The sequence below is a fragment of the Streptomyces tanashiensis genome, assembly GCF_014648895.1.
Classification (GTDB): Bacteria; Actinomycetota; Actinomycetes; order Streptomycetales; family Streptomycetaceae; genus Streptomyces; species Streptomyces tanashiensis.
In genome coordinates, this window is sequence record NZ_BMRZ01000012.1 from 59,550 (window position 1) to 77,530 (window position 17,981).

At 72.5% G+C, this 17,981-nt stretch carries 13 protein-coding genes, 1 pseudogene and 1 riboswitch; of the genes and pseudogenes, 7 read left to right on the forward strand and 7 right to left on the reverse strand.

Going from position 1 to position 17,981, the window contains the following annotated elements:
• Positions 1 to 62 precede the first annotated feature (62 nt).
• A complete protein-coding gene (locus IE237_RS28750; protein ID WP_189805031.1) occupies positions 63 to 578 on the forward strand; it encodes a GNAT family N-acetyltransferase in 516 nt (171 codons plus the stop codon).
• Between the two features lie 67 nt (positions 579 to 645).
• On the opposite strand, the gene IE237_RS28755 is transcribed toward IE237_RS28750, so the two are convergent.
• From IE237_RS28755 to IE237_RS28775, 5 genes are all read right to left on the reverse strand, one after another.
• Positions 646 to 1,809, reverse strand: coding sequence for an acetylornithine transaminase (locus IE237_RS28755; RefSeq protein WP_189805161.1), 1,164 nt, complete (start codon positions 1,807 to 1,809; stop codon positions 646 to 648).
• 44 nt (positions 1,810 to 1,853) lie between these two features.
• Positions 1,854 to 2,717, reverse strand: a complete 864-nt coding sequence (argB, locus tag IE237_RS28760; RefSeq protein WP_189805162.1) for an acetylglutamate kinase — start codon at positions 2,715 to 2,717, stop codon at positions 1,854 to 1,856.
• A 77-nt stretch (positions 2,718 to 2,794) separates the two neighbouring features.
• Positions 2,795 to 3,946 (reverse strand): bifunctional glutamate N-acetyltransferase/amino-acid acetyltransferase ArgJ, encoded by a 1,152-nt coding sequence (gene argJ / locus IE237_RS28765; protein WP_189805032.1) that lies wholly within the window; start codon positions 3,944 to 3,946, stop codon positions 2,795 to 2,797.
• The gene (argC, locus tag IE237_RS28770) at positions 3,943 to 4,983 is read right to left on the reverse strand and encodes an N-acetyl-gamma-glutamyl-phosphate reductase (RefSeq protein WP_189805033.1); all 1,041 of its coding nucleotides are present in this window, start codon (positions 4,981 to 4,983) and stop codon (positions 3,943 to 3,945) included. Before argC ends, argJ begins: the two co-directional genes overlap by 4 nt.
• A 130-nt stretch (positions 4,984 to 5,113) precedes the next feature.
• Positions 5,114 to 5,833, reverse strand: a complete 720-nt coding sequence (locus IE237_RS28775; RefSeq protein ID WP_189805034.1) for a DUF2470 domain-containing protein — start codon at positions 5,831 to 5,833, stop codon at positions 5,114 to 5,116.
• A gap of 168 nt (positions 5,834 to 6,001) precedes the next feature.
• Positions 6,002 to 6,223, forward strand: a riboswitch (cobalamin riboswitch).
• 164 nt (positions 6,224 to 6,387) lie between these two features.
• Here IE237_RS28775 and metE point away from each other — a divergent pair.
• Together metE and folP are read left to right on the forward strand one after the other, a co-directional pair.
• The gene (metE, locus tag IE237_RS28780) at positions 6,388 to 8,712 is read left to right on the forward strand and encodes a 5-methyltetrahydropteroyltriglutamate--homocysteine S-methyltransferase (RefSeq protein WP_189805035.1); all 2,325 of its coding nucleotides are present in this window, start codon (positions 6,388 to 6,390) and stop codon (positions 8,710 to 8,712) included.
• Positions 8,713 to 9,015: 303 nt separating this feature from the next.
• The gene (gene folP / locus IE237_RS28785) at positions 9,016 to 9,813 is read left to right on the forward strand and encodes a dihydropteroate synthase (RefSeq protein ID WP_189805163.1); all 798 of its coding nucleotides are present in this window, start codon (positions 9,016 to 9,018) and stop codon (positions 9,811 to 9,813) included.
• A 57-nt stretch (positions 9,814 to 9,870) separates the two neighbouring features.
• Here folP and IE237_RS28790 read toward each other — a convergent pair whose 3' ends face one another.
• Positions 9,871 to 11,277, reverse strand: coding sequence for a short-chain fatty acyl-CoA regulator family protein (locus tag IE237_RS28790; RefSeq protein WP_189805036.1), 1,407 nt, complete (start codon positions 11,275 to 11,277; stop codon positions 9,871 to 9,873).
• Positions 11,278 to 11,655: 378 nt separating this feature from the next.
• On the opposite strand from IE237_RS28790, the gene aceA reads away from it, so the two are divergent.
• From aceA to IE237_RS28805, 3 genes and pseudogenes are all read left to right on the forward strand, one after another.
• Positions 11,656 to 12,939, forward strand: a complete 1,284-nt coding sequence (gene aceA, locus IE237_RS28795) for an isocitrate lyase (protein WP_189805037.1) — start codon at positions 11,656 to 11,658, stop codon at positions 12,937 to 12,939.
• Between the two features lie 116 nt (positions 12,940 to 13,055).
• Positions 13,056 to 14,654 (forward strand): malate synthase A, encoded by a 1,599-nt coding sequence (gene aceB, locus IE237_RS28800; protein WP_189805038.1) that lies wholly within the window; start codon positions 13,056 to 13,058, stop codon positions 14,652 to 14,654.
• A gap of 44 nt (positions 14,655 to 14,698) precedes the next feature.
• Positions 14,699 to 15,170, forward strand: a pseudogene (locus IE237_RS28805) (3-hydroxyacyl-CoA dehydrogenase family protein).
• 110 nt (positions 15,171 to 15,280) lie between these two features.
• Here the strand turns inward: IE237_RS28805 and IE237_RS28810 are convergent.
• Positions 15,281 to 15,514 (reverse strand): hypothetical protein, encoded by a 234-nt coding sequence (locus IE237_RS28810; RefSeq protein WP_189805039.1) that lies wholly within the window; start codon positions 15,512 to 15,514, stop codon positions 15,281 to 15,283.
• A 309-nt stretch (positions 15,515 to 15,823) separates the two neighbouring features.
• Here IE237_RS28810 and IE237_RS28815 point away from each other — a divergent pair, with 309 nt between their 5' ends.
• Positions 15,824 to 17,974, forward strand: a complete 2,151-nt coding sequence (locus IE237_RS28815) for a WD40 repeat domain-containing serine/threonine protein kinase (RefSeq protein WP_189805040.1) — start codon at positions 15,824 to 15,826, stop codon at positions 17,972 to 17,974.
• The last annotated feature ends 7 nt before the right edge of the window (positions 17,975 to 17,981 follow it).

Genomic DNA, 17,981 nt, shown 5'->3' on the forward strand with positions numbered 1-17,981 from the left:
CGCCCGGACTCCGCCCGGGGACCCCTGCGCCCGGGAACGGTGCGACCCGAGGAAGGAACGCCTTGACCACGGCCACCCTGCCCCCCGCCACCCTGCCGCCCCAGGCCCCCGCCACCCGGAGGCGGAGTGCCCCCGCGTTCTCGGTGCGACCGGCGCACGCGGGCGACGGCCCCGCACTCGCGGCCTTGTCCAGGCCCTTCGTCCGCACGGGCGCACTCCGTGAACGCCCCCTCTCCCTCTACCTGTCGAGGACGTCCGACTTCCTCGTCGCCCAGGCCCCCGACGGAGGCCTCGAAGGCTGTCTCGGGCTGAGCGAGCACGCGGCCGGCGGCGTCCTGTACAACTTCTGCGTCGCCTCCCACCGACAGGGCTCGGGCATGGGCGGGCGCCTGCTCCAGGCGGCGTTCACCCGGGCGCGCGGCCGCGCGCTGGCGATGCTGTTCACCGCGACGACCGGAAGCGGCCGGCTCTTCCTCGGCCACGGCTTCGTCCCCGCCTCCCCGGGGCTGGCCCCGGCCGCCTGGGCGCAGACACTGGACCCCGGCCGCAACGCGCGCGTCCTGGCCCGCGCCCTCTAGACGGCCGTAGGGGGGGGCGGGCCCCGTGCGGGACCCGCCCCCCCTACGGCTCCAGGAGCGAGGGACATCACGTCGAGGGGTGGCGTGCTCCGTCGCCGCGCGAGGCGTCCAGTATCCGGGGCAGCGCCACGGTCAGGGCGTCAGCCCGCTCTTCGGGCACGGTGAGGGCGGGGGCCAGCCGTACGACGTCCGGTCCCGCCGCGTTCACGAGGAACCCCGCGTCCTGTGCCGCCTGTCGGACCCGCGCGGCAACCGGCTCGGCGAGGACGATGCCCAGAAGCAGCCCCGCGCCCCGGACCTCGCGGACCAGAGGGTGCCGCAGCGCCTCGACGCCGTTCCGCAGCCGCTCGCCCACCCGCGTGACGTGGGCGAGCAGCCCCTCCTTCTCCATGGTCTCCAGGACGGCGAGCCCCGCCGCGCACGCGACGGGGTTCCCCCCGAAGGTCGAACCGTGCTGACCGGGGGTCAGCAGGGCGGCGGCAGAGCCGAAGGCGACCGTGGCGCCGATCGGCAGACCGCCCCCGAGGCCCTTGGCCAGGGTGATCACGTCCGGGTCCACGCCCTGATCGGCCTGGTGGGCGAACCAGTGGCCCGTGCGGCCGATCCCGGTCTGCACCTCGTCCAGGACGAGGAGGCTGCCCGCGGATCGCGTGATCTCACGGGCGGCCCGCAGGTAGCCCTCCGGTGCGGGAACCACCCCGGCCTCGCCCTGGACCGGTTCGAGGACCACCGCCGCGGTGCGCTCCGTGACGGCCGCGCGGAGCGCCGCCGTGTCACCGTAGGGGACGTGTGCGACCTCGGCGGGCAGGGGCGCGAAGGGGGCCTGTTTGGCCGGCTGTCCGGTGAGGGCGAGCGCTCCCATGGTGCGGCCGTGGAACCCTCCTTCTGCCGCGACGATCTGCGGGCGTCCCGTCCGTCGGGCGATCTTGAAGGCGGCCTCGACCGCCTCGGCGCCCGAGTTCGCGAAGAACACCCGGCCCGGTCTGTCCAGCAGTTCGAGCAGTCGCTCGGCCAGCGCGACGGGCCGCTCCGAGACGAACAGGTTCGACACGTGTGCGAGCCGGGCGGCCTGCTCCTGGACGGCCGAGAGCAGGGCCGGGTGGGCGTGCCCGAGGGCGTTGACGGCGATTCCGCCGGTGAAGTCCGTGTACGCGCGGCCGCTCTCGTCCCACACGGTGCTGCCCTCGCCTTTGACGAGGGCCAGCGGGGGCGTGCCGTAGTTGTCCATCATCACCGCGCGCCAGCGGTCGACGAGCGGGGCCGTCCTGTCGGTGGTCACGCGCCGTCCTCCTGGTCGCCGGTCCCTTCGGGGCCGGACTCGTCGCCCGGCACCACCGTGGTGCCGGGGCCGTCCTCGCCGAAGACGCCGCGCAGCAGGGCGTGCGGCACCCGGCCGTCGACGACCTGTGCACGACCGACGCCCGCCCGGACGGCCCTGAGGCAGCCCTCCATCTTCGGGAGCATGCCGCTCGCCAGCCCGGGCAGCAGGGCGTCCAGCTCGCCGGCGGTGAGCCGGTCGATGACCCGGGTGCTGTGAGGCCAGTCCGCGTACAGCCCCTCGACGTCGGTCATGACCACCAGCCGGTCGGCTCCGAGTGCCGCGGCCAGGGCCGACGCCGCGAGATCGGCGTTGACGTTGTAGATCCGGCCGTCCTCACCGCGCGCGACGGGCGAGACCACGGGGACGCGGCCCTGCTCGAGCAGGGCGCCGATCGCGCCGGCTTCGACGGCCACGATGTCGCCGACCAGTCCGATGTCCACCGGGCGGCCGTCCACCCACGCCGGGCGCCGCACGGCGGTCATCGTGTGCGCGTCCTCTCCCGACAGGCCCACGGCGAACGGCCCGTGAGCGTTGATGGCTCCGACCAGATCGCGCTGGACCCGGCCCGTGAGCACCATGCGCACGACGTCCATCGTCTCGGGCGTGGTCACGCGCAGACCGGCCTCGAAGCGCACCTCCAGGCCGAGCCGGTCGAGCAGGGCGCTGATCTGGGGGCCGCCGCCGTGCACGACGACGGGCCGCAGGCCCGCGTGCCTCAGCTCCACGACGTCCTGCGCGAAGGTCCGGTGCAGCGACGGGTCCACCATGGCGTTGCCGCCGAACTTGACGACCACCGTACGGCCCTGGAGTTCCTCCACCCACGGCAGATCGAGGGCGGCCGGCGAGCCCGCCTCCACCGTGACTCCCGTTCCCGGCTGCGGCGTTGCGGCCCCGCTCACGAGCTGTACGCGCTGTTCTCGTGCACGTACTCGGCCGTCAGATCGTTGGTCCAGATGACGGCGGAGGAGTCGCCGGAGCGCAGATCCACGGTGACGGTGATGCGGCGGTCCGACAGGTCGACCTTGTCGCGCGCCTCGCCCTCGGCACCGTCTCGGCATATCCAGACGCCGTTGATGGCCACATCGAGGCGGTCGGGGTCGAAGACGGCCGACGTGGTGCCGATCGCCGACAGCACCCGGCCCCAGTTCGGGTCCTCGCCGTGCAGCGCGCACTTGAGGAGGTTGTTGCGGGCCACGGCGCGGCCGACCTCGACGGCGTCGTCCTCCGAGGCCGCGCCGACGACCGCCACCTCGATCTCCTTGGAGGCTCCCTCGGCGTCCGCCACCAACTGGAGCGCCAGATCCCGGCACACGGCCTGCACGGCTCCGGCGAGCTCCGCGGGCTCCGGTACGACGCCCGAAGCGCCCGAGGCCAGCAGCAGCACGGTGTCGTTGGTGGACATGCAGCCGTCCGAGTCGACCCGGTCGAAGGTCGTGCGCACCGCCTCGCGCAGTGCCGAGTCGAGCACGTCGGCGCCGGCGTCGGCGTCCGTGGTCAGGACGACGAGCATGGTGGCCAGGCCCGGGGCGAGCATGCCCGCGCCCTTGGCCATGCCTCCGACCGTCCAGCCGGCACCGGTGGCCACGGCCGTCTTGTGGACCGAGTCGGTGGTCTTGATCGCGACGGCCGCGTCCTCGCCCCCGTCCGGCGACAGCCGGTCCGCGGCGGCGGCGATGCCGGCCGTCACCCGGTCCATCGGCAGCCGTACGCCGATCAGGCCGGTCGAGCACACGGCGACCTCGTCCGGGGCCGTGTCCACGGCCCGCGCGGTGTGCTCGGCCATCGCCTGTGCGTCGTCCGCTCCCCCGGGCCCGGTGCAGGCGTTCGCGCCGCCGGAGTTGAGCACCACGGCGGAGATCCGTCCGTCGGCGAGCACGCGGCGGGACCAGCGGACGGGCGCGGCCTGCACGCGGTTCGAGGTGAAGACGCCGGCGGCGGTGCGCGACGGTCCTCGGTTCACGACCAGGGCCAGGTCCGGATCTCCGGACTCCTTGATGCCGGCGGCCAGTCCGCAGGCGAGGAATCCAAGGGCGGCGGTCACACTCACGGAGCCACTCCATTCGTGGGCAGGCCCAGCCGTTCCGGCAGGCCGAGGGCGATGTTCATGCTCTGCACCGCGCCACCCGCGGTGCCCTTCGTCAGGTTGTCGATGGCGCTCACGCAGACCAGCCTGCGGGCGTCGGTGTCCACGGCGATCTGCACCTGGGCGGTGTTCGTGCCGAGCACGGCGGCGGTGGAGGGCCATTGGCCCGCGGGCAGCAGCCGCACGAACGGCTCGCCGGCGTACGCGGTCTCGTACACGGCGCGCACCTCGTCCTTTGCTGTCGTGGCCGAAGTGCCCTGGCGCAGCCGGGCGGAGCAGGTGGCGAGGATGCCTCGGGGCATGGGCGCGAGAGTCGGTGTGAAGGAGACGGTCACGCGCTCGCCCGCCACGCGGGACAGGTTCTGCACCAGCTCCGGGGTGTGGCGGTGACCGCCTCCGACCCCGTACGGGCTCATGGAGCCCATCACCTCCGCGCCGAGGAGGTGCGGTGTGAGTGACCGCCCGGCACCGGAGGTCCCGCTGGCGGCGACGACGACGGCCTCCGGTTCGACGAGGGCGGCGGCGTGGGCGGGGAAGAGGGCGAGGGTGATCGCGGTCGGGTAGCAGCCGGGTACCGCGATTCTGGTGGCGCCCTTCAACCCGGCTCGTGCGCCCGGCAGTTCCGGCAGGCCGTACGGCCAGGTCCCGGCGTGGGCGGTGCCGTAGAACCGTTCCCAGGCGGCGGGGTCCCTCAGTCTGAAGTCGGCGCCGCAGTCCACGACGAGCGTGCCGCGCTCCAACTCGGCGGCCAGGGCGGCGGACTGCCCGTGGGGAAGAGCCAGGAACACCACGTCGTGGCCGCGCAGGGTCTCTGCGGAGGTGTCGAGCAGTAACCGTTCGGAGAGCTCCGGCAAGTGCGGCTGTACGGTTCCCAGCGGACGGCCCGCGCTGCTGTGCGCGGTCACCGCGCCTATCTCCACTCCGGGGTGCGAGGCCAGCAGACGGAGCAGTTCCCCACCCGCATAGCCGCTGGCACCGGCCACCGCGACCCGTACGGTCATGTTCTTCCGTTCTCTCTGTGTTCGTGGGAGGTCGGCGGGCACGGACCGGCCGCCTCTGATGTGCCTTTGTTCTCACAGGCGTTCGGGCGCCGCCCCGTCGGCCGCGCCCCGCCCCGGACCCCGGCCCGCGTCAGTCGTGCACGGAGAAGGGGTGCGCGCACCGGGGAGCCACGAGGAGCCGTCGGACCTGCTCGCCGGCCCCGACCGCGTCCTTCACCGCGGCCGGGAAGGGGAAGCGCAGGTCGCAGTGACCCTGGGGATACTCGCACCGCAGGGTGATGCCGTGCCGGTCCAGGGCGAACGGGGCGGTGCGCAGGATGCCGGGCGGCAGCTGCGGCGCCGCGAGGACGACGAGCTCCGCGACCATGTCCTCGTGGGCGTCGGACAGATGCGCCAGCATGCCGGCTTCCTCGACGGCGAGCGGATCCGGCGCGGCGAGGGCGACCTCGTCGAGCCCGACGTCCCGCGCTCCCGCCGCGGTGCGCAGGGTGACCCGCGCGGTGTCGAGACGGACCACCTCACCGTCGCGGTCCGGATTCTGCGGGGTCAGCCATCCGGAGATCGTCACCCGGGCCCGCACCCGGTCGCGGATCGCTGTCGCGGCGACATCGGTGAACTCCAGCAATGCGGCGAGGCTGCCGCGCGGTGCGGTGGCGATCTGGGCGGCCAGCGGGCTGCCCGTCGGAGGATGCAGGTAGATCCGGCCCTTCGCGTCGACCGAGTGCATGCCGATCAGTTCGTAGTCCCGCCCTTCCGTGGTGAGGGACAGGGAAACGGCCTGGGCGAGCACCGAGCGGACCCGCTCGGCGGCGGTCAGCTCGGTCGTTGCGGCATCCGCGGCACCACTCACGGCAACTCCTCACGAGGCAGGACATCCAGCACCCTTCAACTAAGGCAAGGCTAACCTAAATTTTGCCGAGGTGTGCGTCCAGGGCGGAGGCCGTCGGCAACTACAGATCTTTCTCAACTTTGCGTCCACATCCCGGATGTTGCTCGCCGTTCGGCCGTCGCGCGCCCTAGGGTGGTTCCCGCAGCTGGTTCGCCCCGTCCGCCAGGCGGGAGGCGTCGTAAGAGGGAACCCGGTGGGAATCCGGGACTGCCCCGCAGCGGTGAGCGGGAACGACCGCCGTCATACGCACTGGGACCGGACAACGGTCCTGGGAAGCGACGGCCAGTAGGTGTCCTCCACGAGGAGGGCGTGCCCGCGAGTCCGAAGACCTGCCCGTTGCCCGCACGCGGACGTATTCCGCGCGCGGACATCCCGGTGACCTCGTGGGCGGGTCGGCGTACACAACGAGCGGCACCTGCGAGAACCTCCCGCAGCGTGGTCCGCGCGTTCTGTCGTTCCTTCGCGTCCATCCCCGTCCCCGGGTGTTCAGGACACATCTCGCGAAGGAGAGTTCCGTGACCGCGAAGCCCGCATCCGCGGCGGCACGAGCCACCGTGTACGGCTACCCCCGCCAGGGACAGAACCGCGAACTGAAGAAGGCCGTCGAGGGCTACTGGAAGGGCCGCGTCACCGCCGACGCCCTCCGGGAGACCGCGGCCGGCCTCCGCCGTTCCCACTGGCGGCAACTGGCCGACGCCGGCATCCACGAAGTGCCCACCGGTGACTTCTCGTACTACGACCACGTCCTGGACACCAGTGTCATGGTCGGCACCGTCCCCGCACGCCACCGCGAGGCCGTCGACGCCGACGCGCTCGACGGCTACTTCGCGATGGCCCGCGGCACCCAGGACGTGGCACCGCTGGAGATGACCAAGTGGTTCGACACCAACTACCACTACCTGGTCCCGGAGCTCGGCCCGGACACCGTCTTCAGCGCCGACTCCACCCAGCAGGTCGCCGAACTGGAGGAAGCCCTCGCCCTCGGCCACACTCCCCGACCGGTCATCGTCGGACCCCTCACCTACCTGCTCCTCGCCAAGCCCGCCCCGGGCGTCGCGGCCGACTTCGAACCGCTGACCCTCCTCGACCGGCTGCTGCCGGTCTACGCCGACGTACTCGCCGATCTGCACGCGGCCGGCGCCGAGTGGGTCCAGCTGGACGAGCCCGCCCTGGTCCAGGACCGCACCCCGGCCGAACTGAACGCCGCAGCCCGCGCCTACCGCGAACTGGGAACGGTCACCGACCGGCCCAAGCTGCTCGTCGCCTCGTACTTCGACCGGCTCGGCGACGCCCTCAAGGTGCTCGCCGCCTCCCCCGTGGAGGGCCTCGCCCTCGACTTCACCGACTCCGCCGCCGCGAACCTCGACGACCTCGCCGCGGTCGGCGGGCTGCCCGGCAAGCGCCTGGTCGCGGGCGTCGTCGACGGCCGCAACATCTGGATCAACGACTACCAGAAGTCCCTGGCCACGCTCGGCACCCTGCTCGGGCTGGCCGGCCGGGTCGACGTCGCCGCGTCCTGCTCGCTGCTGCACGTGCCGCTCGACGCCACCGCCGAGCGCGACATCGACCCGCAGATCCGGCGCTGGCTGGCCTTCGCCCGCCAGAAGACCACCGAGATCGCCACCCTCGCCCGCGGCCTCTCCCAGGGCACCGACACGATCGCCGCCGAACTGGCCGCCAACCGCGCCGACCTCGCCTCGCGCGCCGGCTCCCCCCTCACCCGCGACCCCGCCGTCCGCGCCCGTACCGCCGCCGTCACCGACGCCGACGGCCGGCGGTCACCGTCGTACCCCGTGCGTTCCGCGGCGCAGCGCGCCCATCTGGGCCTGCCGGTGCTGCCGACCACCACCATCGGCTCGTTCCCGCAGACCGACGAGCTCCGCGTGGCCCGCGCCGCTCTGCGGGCCGGCCGGATCGACGCCACCGGGTACGAGGAGCGCATCAAGGACGAGATCCGCGAGGTCATCTCCTTCCAGGAGAAGACCGGCGTCGACGTGCTGGTGCACGGCGAGCCCGAACGCAACGACATGGTGCAGTACTTCGCCGAGCAGCTGACGGGCTACGTCGCCACGCGGCACGGCTGGGTGCAGTCGTACGGCACCCGCTACGTCCGCCCGCCCGTCCTCGCCGGCGACATCTCCCGCCCCGAGCCGATGACGGTGCGCTGGACGACGTACGCCCAGGCGCAGACCTCCCGGCCGGTCAAGGGCATGCTGACCGGTCCGGTCACCATGCTGGCCTGGTCCTTCGTGCGGGACGACCAGCCGCTGGGCGACACCGCCCGGCAGGTGGCGCTCGCCCTGCGCGACGAGGTGAACGACCTGGAGGCGGCCGGCACGTCCGTCATCCAGGTCGACGAGCCGGCCCTCCGCGAGACCCTGCCGCTCCGCGCCGCCGACCACGCCGCCTACCTGGCATGGGCGACCGAGTCCTTCCGGCTCACGACCAGCGGCGTGCGGCCGGACACCCAGATCCATACGCACATGTGCTATGCGGAGTTCGGCGACATCGTCCGGGCCATCGACGACCTCGACGCCGACGTCATCAGCCTGGAGGCGGCCCGCTCCCACATGCAGGTCGCCGACGAACTGGCCTCGCACGGCTACCCGCGCGAGGCCGGTCCGGGTGTCTGGGACATCCACTCCCCGCGCATCCCGAGCAGCGACGAAGCCGCCGCGCTCCTGCGCAAGGGCCTGGACGCCATCCCGGCCGAGCGGCTGTGGGTCAATCCCGACTGCGGTCTGAAGACCCGTGGCTGGCCGGAGACCCGCGCCTCCCTGGAGAACCTCGTCATCGCCGCCCGCGAGGTCAGGGCCGAGTTGACGGCCGACAACGGCTGATGCCCTCGGGTCCGGGCCGGACGCGTCGTCGTCCGGCCCGGCCGACCACGACCGGACAGAGGCCACGAGCGGCCTCTGTCCCGCCCCGATTCCAGGGAACCCTCGAAAGCCGCCTCATGCGGAGAAGGACGGCATGTCCACCCACGCACCGACCCACCTCACGCCTGACATCTGCCGTCGGAGCCTCGTCCACCGGACAGAGGTGTCGGCGTGAATCCGTCCCCTGCCCCGAAGGTCACCCCCCGGGGACGCGAGGGCACCGGCGCCGTCGCCGGGCTGCCGCACTGGGACCGGTGCGCCGTCATGGGCGTGGTGAACGTGACCCCCGACTCCTTCTCCGACGGCGGCCGCTGGTTCGACCCGGCGGCGGCGGTGAAGCACGGTCTGGATCTCGTGACCGGGGGCGCCGACCTGGTCGACGTCGGCGGCGAGTCGACCCGGCCGGGCGCCTCCCGTGTCGACGAGGACGAGGAGTTGCGGCGTGTCGTCCCCGTGGTCCGGGACCTGACGGCCGAAGGGGTCCTCGTGTCCGTCGACACCATGCGCGCGTCGGTCGCCGCGCGGGCGATCGAGGCGGGGGCGGTCCTCGTCAACGACGTCAGCGGGGGTCTGGCGGACCCCGGGATGGTCCCGGCCGTCGCGGCCGGCGGCGTCCCCTTCGTCGTGATGCACTGGCGCGGGTTCAGCCACGAGATGCACGGCCGTGCGGTGTACGCGGACGTGGTGCGCGAGGTCGTCGCGGAACTCGGCGCCCGTCTGGAGGCCGTGGTGGCCGCGGGCATTCCGCCGGAGCGGCTCGTGGTCGACCCGGGGCTGGGATTCGCCAAACGGGCGGAGCACGACCTCCGTCTGATCGCCGGTCTGGGCGAACTGCGTGCGCTGGGCCGCCCCGTGCTGGTCGCCGGCTCCCGCAAGAGGTTCCTGGGCCACATCCTGGCCGGCGCGGACGGCACCCCGCCCCCCGCGCACGGGCGGGACGCCGCCACGGCCGCCCTCTCGGCGATCGCCGCCCACCAGGGCGCCTGGGCCGTCAGGGTCCATGACGTCCGGGCGACGGCGGACGCGGTGATGGTCGCCCGTGCGCTCGCGTCCGCCTCCTGACCGGCCGGAGCCAGGGCCCGGGCACCTTCCTCGCGGCATCGGCCGGACGGGCACGGCTCAGGCCGGCGGGTCGGCCACGGGGTACGGGACGAAGGTGGTCGCGTTCTGGTCGATCCGGAGGGGGCGCCCGAGGGGTGGGGCGGCCCGCTGGGGGCAGTCGAGCCGTTCGCAGACGCGGCATCCCATGCCGATCGGGGTGGCGGCGGCAGCGTTGTCGAGATCCAGGCCGTCCGAGTACACGAGGCGGTGGGCGTGGCGGACCTCGCAGCCGAGCCCGAGGGCGAAGGTCTTGCCCGGTTCGCCCCAGCCGCCCCGGTGACGGGTGAGCGCACGGGCGGTCCACAGGTAACGCTGCCCGTCGGGCATGGCGGCGATCTGGACGTGGATGCGGCCGGGCGCGGCGAACGCCTCGTACACGTTCCACAGCGGGCAGGTGCCGCCCGCCCGGGAGAAGTGGAAGCCGGTGGCGGACTGCCGCTTGGACATGTTGCCGGCCCGGTCGACGCGGACGAAGGAGAAGGGGACGCCGCGCAGGCGGGGGCGCTGGAGGGTGCTGAGGCGGTGGCAGACCGTCTCGTAGCCGAGCCCGAAGCGGTCGGTGAGCCGTTCGATGTCGTACCGGAACTCCTCCGCCGCCGCGTGGAACGCCTCGTACGGCAGGAGCAGCGCGGCGGCGAAGTAGTTCGCGATGCCGATGCGCGCGAGCTGGTGGGCCGGGCCGCCGGGCGAGAAGTCCTCGGCCGCCTGCCGGTCCAGGCCGTCCCCGTACTCCAGCAGGGCGAGTTGCGTGGCCATGCGGAAGGCGCGCTGCCCGGGGCGCAGGCGTGCCGAGAGCCGCAGGGTGCGGGTCCGCTCGTCGTAGGAGTGCAGACGGTCACCCGACTCGGACGAGAAGCGGACGCCGTGGTGGTCGGTGAGCCGGGCGGTCAGGGCCGTGATGACGTCGCCGGGCCTGATGCCGATCTCCTTCGCGAGCGCCTCGGCCGCGAGGTCGGTCTCGTGGAGATAGTTCTGCCGGCGGTAGAAGAAGTCTCGGATCTCCTCGTGCGGGGAGCGCGGCAGCTCCGGGTCGGCTCCCCGTGGATCCGCCGCGTCGGCGAGCCGTTCGGCGAGACGCTGGTTGCGCCGCCCCAGGTCGACCAGAACGTGGGCGACCGCCGGAATGCGTGAGGCGAGGTCGGCCAGGTCGGAGGTGGAGACCCGGGCTGCTGCGAGCTCCCCCGACAGCGCTTCGCGGAGGTCCGCGACGAGACGGCTGGTGTCCCGCTCGGAGAAGAACCCCGGGTCCACGCCGAAGGCCTCGGTCAGACGCAGCAGCACGGGCACCGTCAGGGGTCTCGCGTCGTGTTCCATCTGGTTGAGGTAGCTGGGAGAGATGGCCAGGGTGCGGGCCAGCTCCGCCTGGCTCATTCCACGGTCCTCGCGCAGCCGTCGCAGTCGTGCCCCCGCGTACGTCTTGCTCACCTTCGGCCTCCCGCTCGGTCAGGACTTCTGCGGCAGCGTACGCCGCCGAGCCTCGTCCACGTCCTTGGCAAACATGGCAAAAGGCAGCGAGATCCTTCGCAGAACTTGGCATGCGTCCACGGTTGATGACACCCAGTGCCAGTGCCAGAGTCTGAGTGCGGCCCGCCGGACCTGACAGGTCCAGGGCGCGATCGAGACCCGAATCATGCCCTGACTTCGGTGATCCCGGTCAGCACAGCCCTGGATCGGCGCAGATTGCTCGCTCCGCCCGCCCGGATGGCGGCGGGCCGCATCCCACCATCAGACACGCAGTGCCACGACGCTGAGCAACGTAGCTGTCTTGGCACGGGTGCAAGCACGAAGGAGACGGTGACACTCATGGCAGAGTCGACGGCACAGGCGGCCGAAGAGCTGGCGCGCCGCTGGGCGACGGACCCCCGCTGGGCGGGTGTCGAGCGCACGTACTCCGCGGACGACGTGGTCCGGCTCTCCGGCAGCGTCCGCGAGGAGCACACCCTCGCCCGGCGCGGGGCCGAGCGCCTGTGGCGGCAGCTGCACGAACTCGACTACGTCCACGCGCTCGGCGCGCTCACCGGCGGGCAGGCCGTCCAGCAGGTGCGGGCCGGGCTCCAGGCGATCTACCTGTCCGGATGGCAGGTCGCCGCCGACGCCAACCAGGCCGGGCACACCTATCCCGACCAGAGCCTCTACCCCGTCAACTCCGTTCCCCAGGTGGTCCGTCGGATCAACAACGCGCTGCTGCGCGCCGACCAGATCGCCACCGCCGAGGGCGGCACGGACACCACCGACTGGCTGGCCCCGATCGTCGCCGACGCCGAAGCCGGCTTCGGCGGGCCGCTCAACGCCTTCGAGCTGACGAAGGCGATGATCGCGGCCGGTGCCGCGGGCGTCCACTACGAGGACCAGCTCGCCTCCGAGAAGAAGTGCGGCCACCTCGGCGGCAAGGTGCTCGTCCCCACCTCCCAGCACGTCCGCACCCTCAACGCGGCCCGGCTCGCGGCCGACATCGCCGACGTGCCGACTCTGATCATCGCCCGGACCGACGCCCTCGCCGCGAACCTGCTGACCAGCGACGTCGACGAGCGCGACGCGGAGTTCGTCACCGGCGAGCGCACCGCCGAGGGCTTCTACCGCGTCCGGAACGGCATGGCCCCGGTCATCGCCCGCGGGCTGGCCTACGCCCCGTACGCCGATCTCATCTGGGTCGAGACCGGCACCCCGGACCTCGCCCAGGCCCGCGAGTTCGCCGAGGCGATCCACGCGAAGCACCCCGGCCGGATGCTCGCCTACAACTGCTCGCCCTCCTTCAACTGGAAGGCGGCCCTGGACGACGATCAGATCGCCAAGTTCCAGCGCGAACTCGGCGCCATGGGCTACACGTTCCAGTTCATCACCCTGGCCGGCTTCCACTCCCTCAACCACGGCATGTTCGACCTCGCCCGCGGCTACGCCGACCACGGCATGACGGCGTACGTCGACCTCCAGGAGCGGGAGTTCGCCGCCCAGGCCCAGGGCTTCACCGCCGTCAGGCACCAGCGCGAGGTCGGCACCGGCTACTTCGACCTGGTCTCCACCGCCGTCAACCCGGCCTCCTCGACCACGGCGCTCGCCGGCTCCACCGAGGAGGAGCAGTTCCACTAGGCACCGCCGTGACCGCGACCCGGCGGTTCGCGACCCGGCGGTTCGCGTCCCGGCCGAACGGGGGCGAGCGACCGTCTCCGCCCGCCCCCGTTCCCCTTGCAGCTCAGGAGAGTCCGATGACCACCAGCGCCCCGACCCGTCACGTCCGTGTCCTGGCCGCGCCCGGTGACCGCCACGACGAGATCCTCACCCCCGCCGCCCTCGCCTTCGTCGGCAGACTGGCCGCCGCCTTCGGCGAGCGCCGCCAGTGGCTCCTGAAGGAGCGCCGCAGGCAGGCCATCCGTCTGGCCACCGGGACACCGCTCGACTTCCCTGTCGCCACGTCGGCCGTCCGCGCCGACCGGACCTGGAGGGTCGCCCCTCCCGCACCGGGCCTGGCCGACCGCCGGGTCGAGATCACCGGCCCGCCCGAACGCCGCATGGCCGTGAACGCGCTCAACTCCGGAGCGTGCGTGTGGATGGCCGACTTCGAGGACGCCACCGCGCCCACCTGGGACAACGTCATCGGGGGCCAGCTCGTCCTCCTCGACGCCATCGAGCGGCGGATCGACTTCACCTCCGACGGCGGCAAGGAGTACCGCCTCGCAGAGAACCCCGCCACCCTCATGGTCCGGCCACGCGGCTGGCATCTCGACGAGGAGCACCTGGAGTTCGACGGCCGCCCCGTCCCCGCGTCCCTGGTCGACTTCGGCCTGTACTTCTTCCACTGCGCGCAGCGCCAGATCGACGCCGGTCACGGCCCGTACTTCTACCTTCCCAAGCTGGAGAACCACTACGAGGCGCGGCTGTGGAACGACGTGTTCGTCCTCGCCCAGGACCTGCTCGGCATCCCCCGCGGCACCGTCCGCGCCACCGTCCTGATCGAGACGGTCACCGCGGCGTTCCAGATGGAGGAGATCCTCTACGAGCTGCGCGAGCACAGCTCCGGCCTCAACGCGGGGCGCTGGGACTACCTGTTCAGCCTGATCAAGACCTTCGGCCACCGCACCGACTTTCTGCTCCCCGATCGCGTGAAGGTCACCATGACCGCCCCGTTCCTGCGCGCGTACACCGAGCTCCTGGTCCGCACCTGCCACCGGCGCGGCGCCCACGCCATCGGCGGCATGGCCGCCCAGGTCCCCAGCAAGGACCCGGCGGCGAACGAGGCCGCCCTCGCCACGGTGCGGCTCGACAAGGAACGCGAGGCCGAGGACGGCTTCGACGGCTCCTGGGTCGCCCACCCGGGCCTCGTCCCCCTCTGCCGGGAGGTCTTCGACGGTGTCCTGGGCGAGCGGCCCGACCAGATCCACCGGACCCGCGACGACGTGGAGACCTCGGCGACGGACCTGCTCTCCGTGCGCCGGATCAGCGGCCCGCCGACCGAGGAAGGCGTGCGCACCAACATCGCGGTGGCCCTGCGCTATTTCGACGTCTGGATGCGCGGCCGGGGGGCCGTCGCGATCGACGGTCTGATGGAGGACGCCGCCACCGCCGAGATCGCCCGCGTGCAGATCTGGCAGTGGCTGCGGCACCGGGTGATCGACCGGGAGGCCGTGCTCCTGGTGCTCGACGAGGAGCTGGCACGGCTCGGCGCGGAGTACCCGTGGGCGGCGGTCGACGAGGTCCGCGAACTGTTCGAGCGCACCGCTCTCGCCGCCGAACTGCCCCTGTTCTTCACCCCCGAGGCCTATGCGCGCCACCTCGTCCGGACCGTCACCACGGAGGCGACGGCATGAGCGCCGACGAGATCCGCCGCGTGGGGATCGTCGGCGGGGGCCGGATGGGCGCCGGCATCGCCGAGGTGTGCGCACGAGCGGGACTCGACACCCGGCTGTGCGAGGCGACCGGCCACGCGGCCGCGGCGGCCCGCGAGCGGATCACCGTCTCCCTCCGACGGGCCGTCCGGCGTGGCAGGCTCGACCGCGCCGGCTTCGTGGTCAACGCCCTCCTCGTCCCCTTACCTGCTCTCCGCGATCCGCATGACCGAGTCCGGCTTCGCCACCGCGACGGACATCGACCGGGGCATGGAACTCGGCTGCGCCCACCCGATGGGCCCGCTCCGGCTCGCCGACCTGATCGGCATCGACACCGTCGCCTCCCTCGCCGAATCGCTGTACGACGAGTTCAAGGAACCGCTCTACGCCCCGCCGCCCCTGCTCCTGCGCATGGTGGAGGCGGGCCTGTTCGGCCGCAAGACGGGCCACGGGTTCCACACGTACGACCGGGAGGAGAGACCCGGTAGCCCGGGCTGAGGGCCCCCGGGCGGCGCGGCGGCACCGGATGAGGGTCCGGTGCCGCCCACACGAGGAGGGCGGGAGGCGTGGAGGCTTCCCGCCCTCCCGCAGCCGCCGGGCAGGCATCGTCACTCCCGGCCCGGCACCTCCGCGTACGCGGTGAGCTGACCTTTCCGCTCCCCGGTCAGGTGCCTGATCTCCCAGATCGGCGCAGCGGTGTCGACCGCCTCGGGTGTGGGCGTGCGGCTCGCCGTCGACGGGCGGACGCCGGTCAACTCGGCCGGCACGGCGACCGGTACGCCGAGGGTCGCGGCGAAGCCGTCCAGCATCTCCGCGTCGAGCGGCTCGGCTCCTCGCCCCACGGCTCCGATCGTCGAAGCCCCCTTGCAGACGCCGGACATCAAGCGCGTCACCTTGGCCACCCCAACCAGTTCAGGTTGCGAAGCGCCGGCATCCGGAGAAGGAGCGAGCCGAAGCCCGCTGGGTACTGCTCGTGGAGACCTGGCTGCCTAGGGCATCTGTCACCATCCTTTGCCCGCCCGGGATATCTCACCGCAGCGCCAGTGTGGTTGCACGGTTGGTCCGTCCCGCAGGGTGGCGGTGGGGAAGGATGTCAGCGGATCTACGCGGCACGGACGTCGCGTAGGAGCGCTTTCTGATGGGGAGGGCCAGTGAAGCCGCTGGAAGCGTCGGATGGACCGGAGGTCGGCCCGTACCGGGTGGTGGCCGAGCTCGGCCGGGGCGGGATGGGGCGGGTGTTGCTGGGCGGTACCGACGATGGCCAGGTCGTCGCGGTCAAGGTGGTCCACGCGCAGTTGGTGGAGGACGAGGGCTTCCGGGCACGGTTCCGCCGCGAGGTCGATGCTTCCCGCCGAGTATCCGGCTTACACACCGCGGCGGTGATCGACGCCGACGCGGACGCGAAACTCCCCTGGCTGGCCTCCGCATTCGTGCCGGGGCCGTCGCTGCGCGAGGTCCTGGACGCCTCGGGAGCGCTGCCTCTTCGCGCGGTGCTGCGGTTGGCCGTGGGGCTTCTGGCGGCCCTGGTCGACGTCCATGGTGCGCGGTTGATCCACCGCGATCTGAAGCCGTCCAATGTACTGCTGACCGCGGACGGGTGCCGGGTGATCGACTTCGGCATCGCGCGGGCCGCCGACAGCGACGGCGGCAGCGAGATCACGAGTACTGGCTCGTTGGTCGGCTCACCGGGGTTCATGTCACCCGAGCAGGCGGAGGGCAGGCGGATCACGCCGGCGAGCGACATGTTCTCGTTCGGCACGATGCTGCTGTTGGCCTACACCGGTACGAGCCCGTTCGCGGGCCACTCCACGCCGCAGACGCTGTACAACGTCGTGCACAAGGAGCCCGACCTCGGCGCTCTCCCGCGAAGGCTGCGGGACATCATCGCTCCGTGTCTCGCCAAGCACCCGGACGCGCGTCCCGCTCCGGCGGAAGTTCTGGCGTCCATCGGGAGCGGAGAAGTCGGCTCCGGGCGCCCCTGGCCGCCCGCAGTGCACGCGCTGATCGACGCACAGCAAGCCGAGGCGGCACGGTACCTGGGAATGTCGGCCGGGGACACGCTGGTCGCCGCGGCCGACGCGACGACCATCGTCCGTACTCTCGTGGGGCCGTCCCTCCCGCCGGCAGAACCGCAGTCTCCGGCCGACGGCCCCGACCAGCCGCCACCCGCCGGCGCACCGAGCTCCCGCCCGAGCCGGCGAACGCTGCTGATCGGCACGGGGCTCGCGGCTGCCGTCGCGGTGCCCATCGGGTGGAGGATGTTCGACGGCCGAGGTGCCACGGGAGGCAAGGGCAGCTCCGCGACGCCGAGTACGAAACCGGCCGGGAGCAAGGGTCGCCCGTCCCCCACACGGCGCCCAGGCACCCTCTATGGCCCCCGGGTCACACCGAAACACGGCGGCGTCGTGCAGTGCCTGGCGTTCGCCCCGGACAATTCGGTCATCGCTGTCGGTACGAGCGAGGGTGCCGTCACGCTGTGGGACAGCAGCGGCCCGCAGCAGACCGCGACCTTCGACGATCGCCGAAAGGTGAGATATGAGGGAATCAGGGATGTGGCATTCAGCGCGGACGGCACGGTGCTCGCCGCGGCCGAGGACAGTGCCACCACCCTGTGGGACGTCGCCTCGGGCAAGCCGGTCGCCCGTCTGACGGACACCGCGTACGACCCGCTCACCGTTCAGCGCCTTGCGTTCGCCCCGGGCGGCGCGATCCTTGCCTGCGCCAACGCCAAGGGCACGATCACCCTGTGGGACGCGGCCGACCACACCCGGATCACCACGCTCGTCGACCCCGTCGCCCGCACGAACGGCCAAGGCAAGTCGCACACCGGCCTGGTGTTCACTGCGGACGGCAGAACGCTGGCGGCCTGCAACGAGGCTGGGATCATCCGTTTCTGGGATGTCTCCAGCCGCAGGACCACGGACTCCATCACCACAGACGACAGCTTCGAGGGCCTCGCCTACAGCCCGGACGGCACGATGCTGGCGAGCGCCACCGCCGACGAGAGGGTACTGCTGTGGAACACGGACTTCCGGTCCAGGATCGGCGCCCTCTCCTTCGACGGCGGGAGCAGCAACTTCGACTGGTTCATCCATCAGGTCGCCTTCAGCCATGACGGCAAGACCCTCGCCGGTGCCACCGGAAGCGGGTTGAAGCTCTGGGACGTCGCCACGCGGGAACTCCACGAGGTACCTCCCCCCGTGGCCGGGGAGGGCGGGGCTTCCAGCGTGGCGTACAGCCCGGACGGCACGATGCTGGCAGCGTCCTTCCTCGGCCGGTTGTGCGTCTGGAACGTCGCATGACTGATCG

Bases quoted from the DNA above. Each gene is read 5' to 3' on its own strand.
- aceA (WP_189805037.1), top strand. From the start codon at position 11,656: ATGGCAGAGTCGACGGCACAGGCGGCCGAAGAGCTGGCGCGCCGCTGG.
- aceB (WP_189805038.1), top strand. From the start codon at position 13,056: ATGACCACCAGCGCCCCGACCCGTCACGTCCGTGTCCTGGCCGCGCCC.
- argC (WP_189805033.1), bottom strand. From the start codon at position 4,983: ATGACCGTACGGGTCGCGGTGGCCGGTGCCAGCGGCTATGCGGGTGGG.
- folP (WP_189805163.1), top strand. From the start codon at position 9,016: ATGGGCGTGGTGAACGTGACCCCCGACTCCTTCTCCGACGGCGGCCGC.
- IE237_RS28755 (WP_189805161.1), bottom strand. From the start codon at position 1,809: ATGATGGACAACTACGGCACGCCCCCGCTGGCCCTCGTCAAAGGCGAG.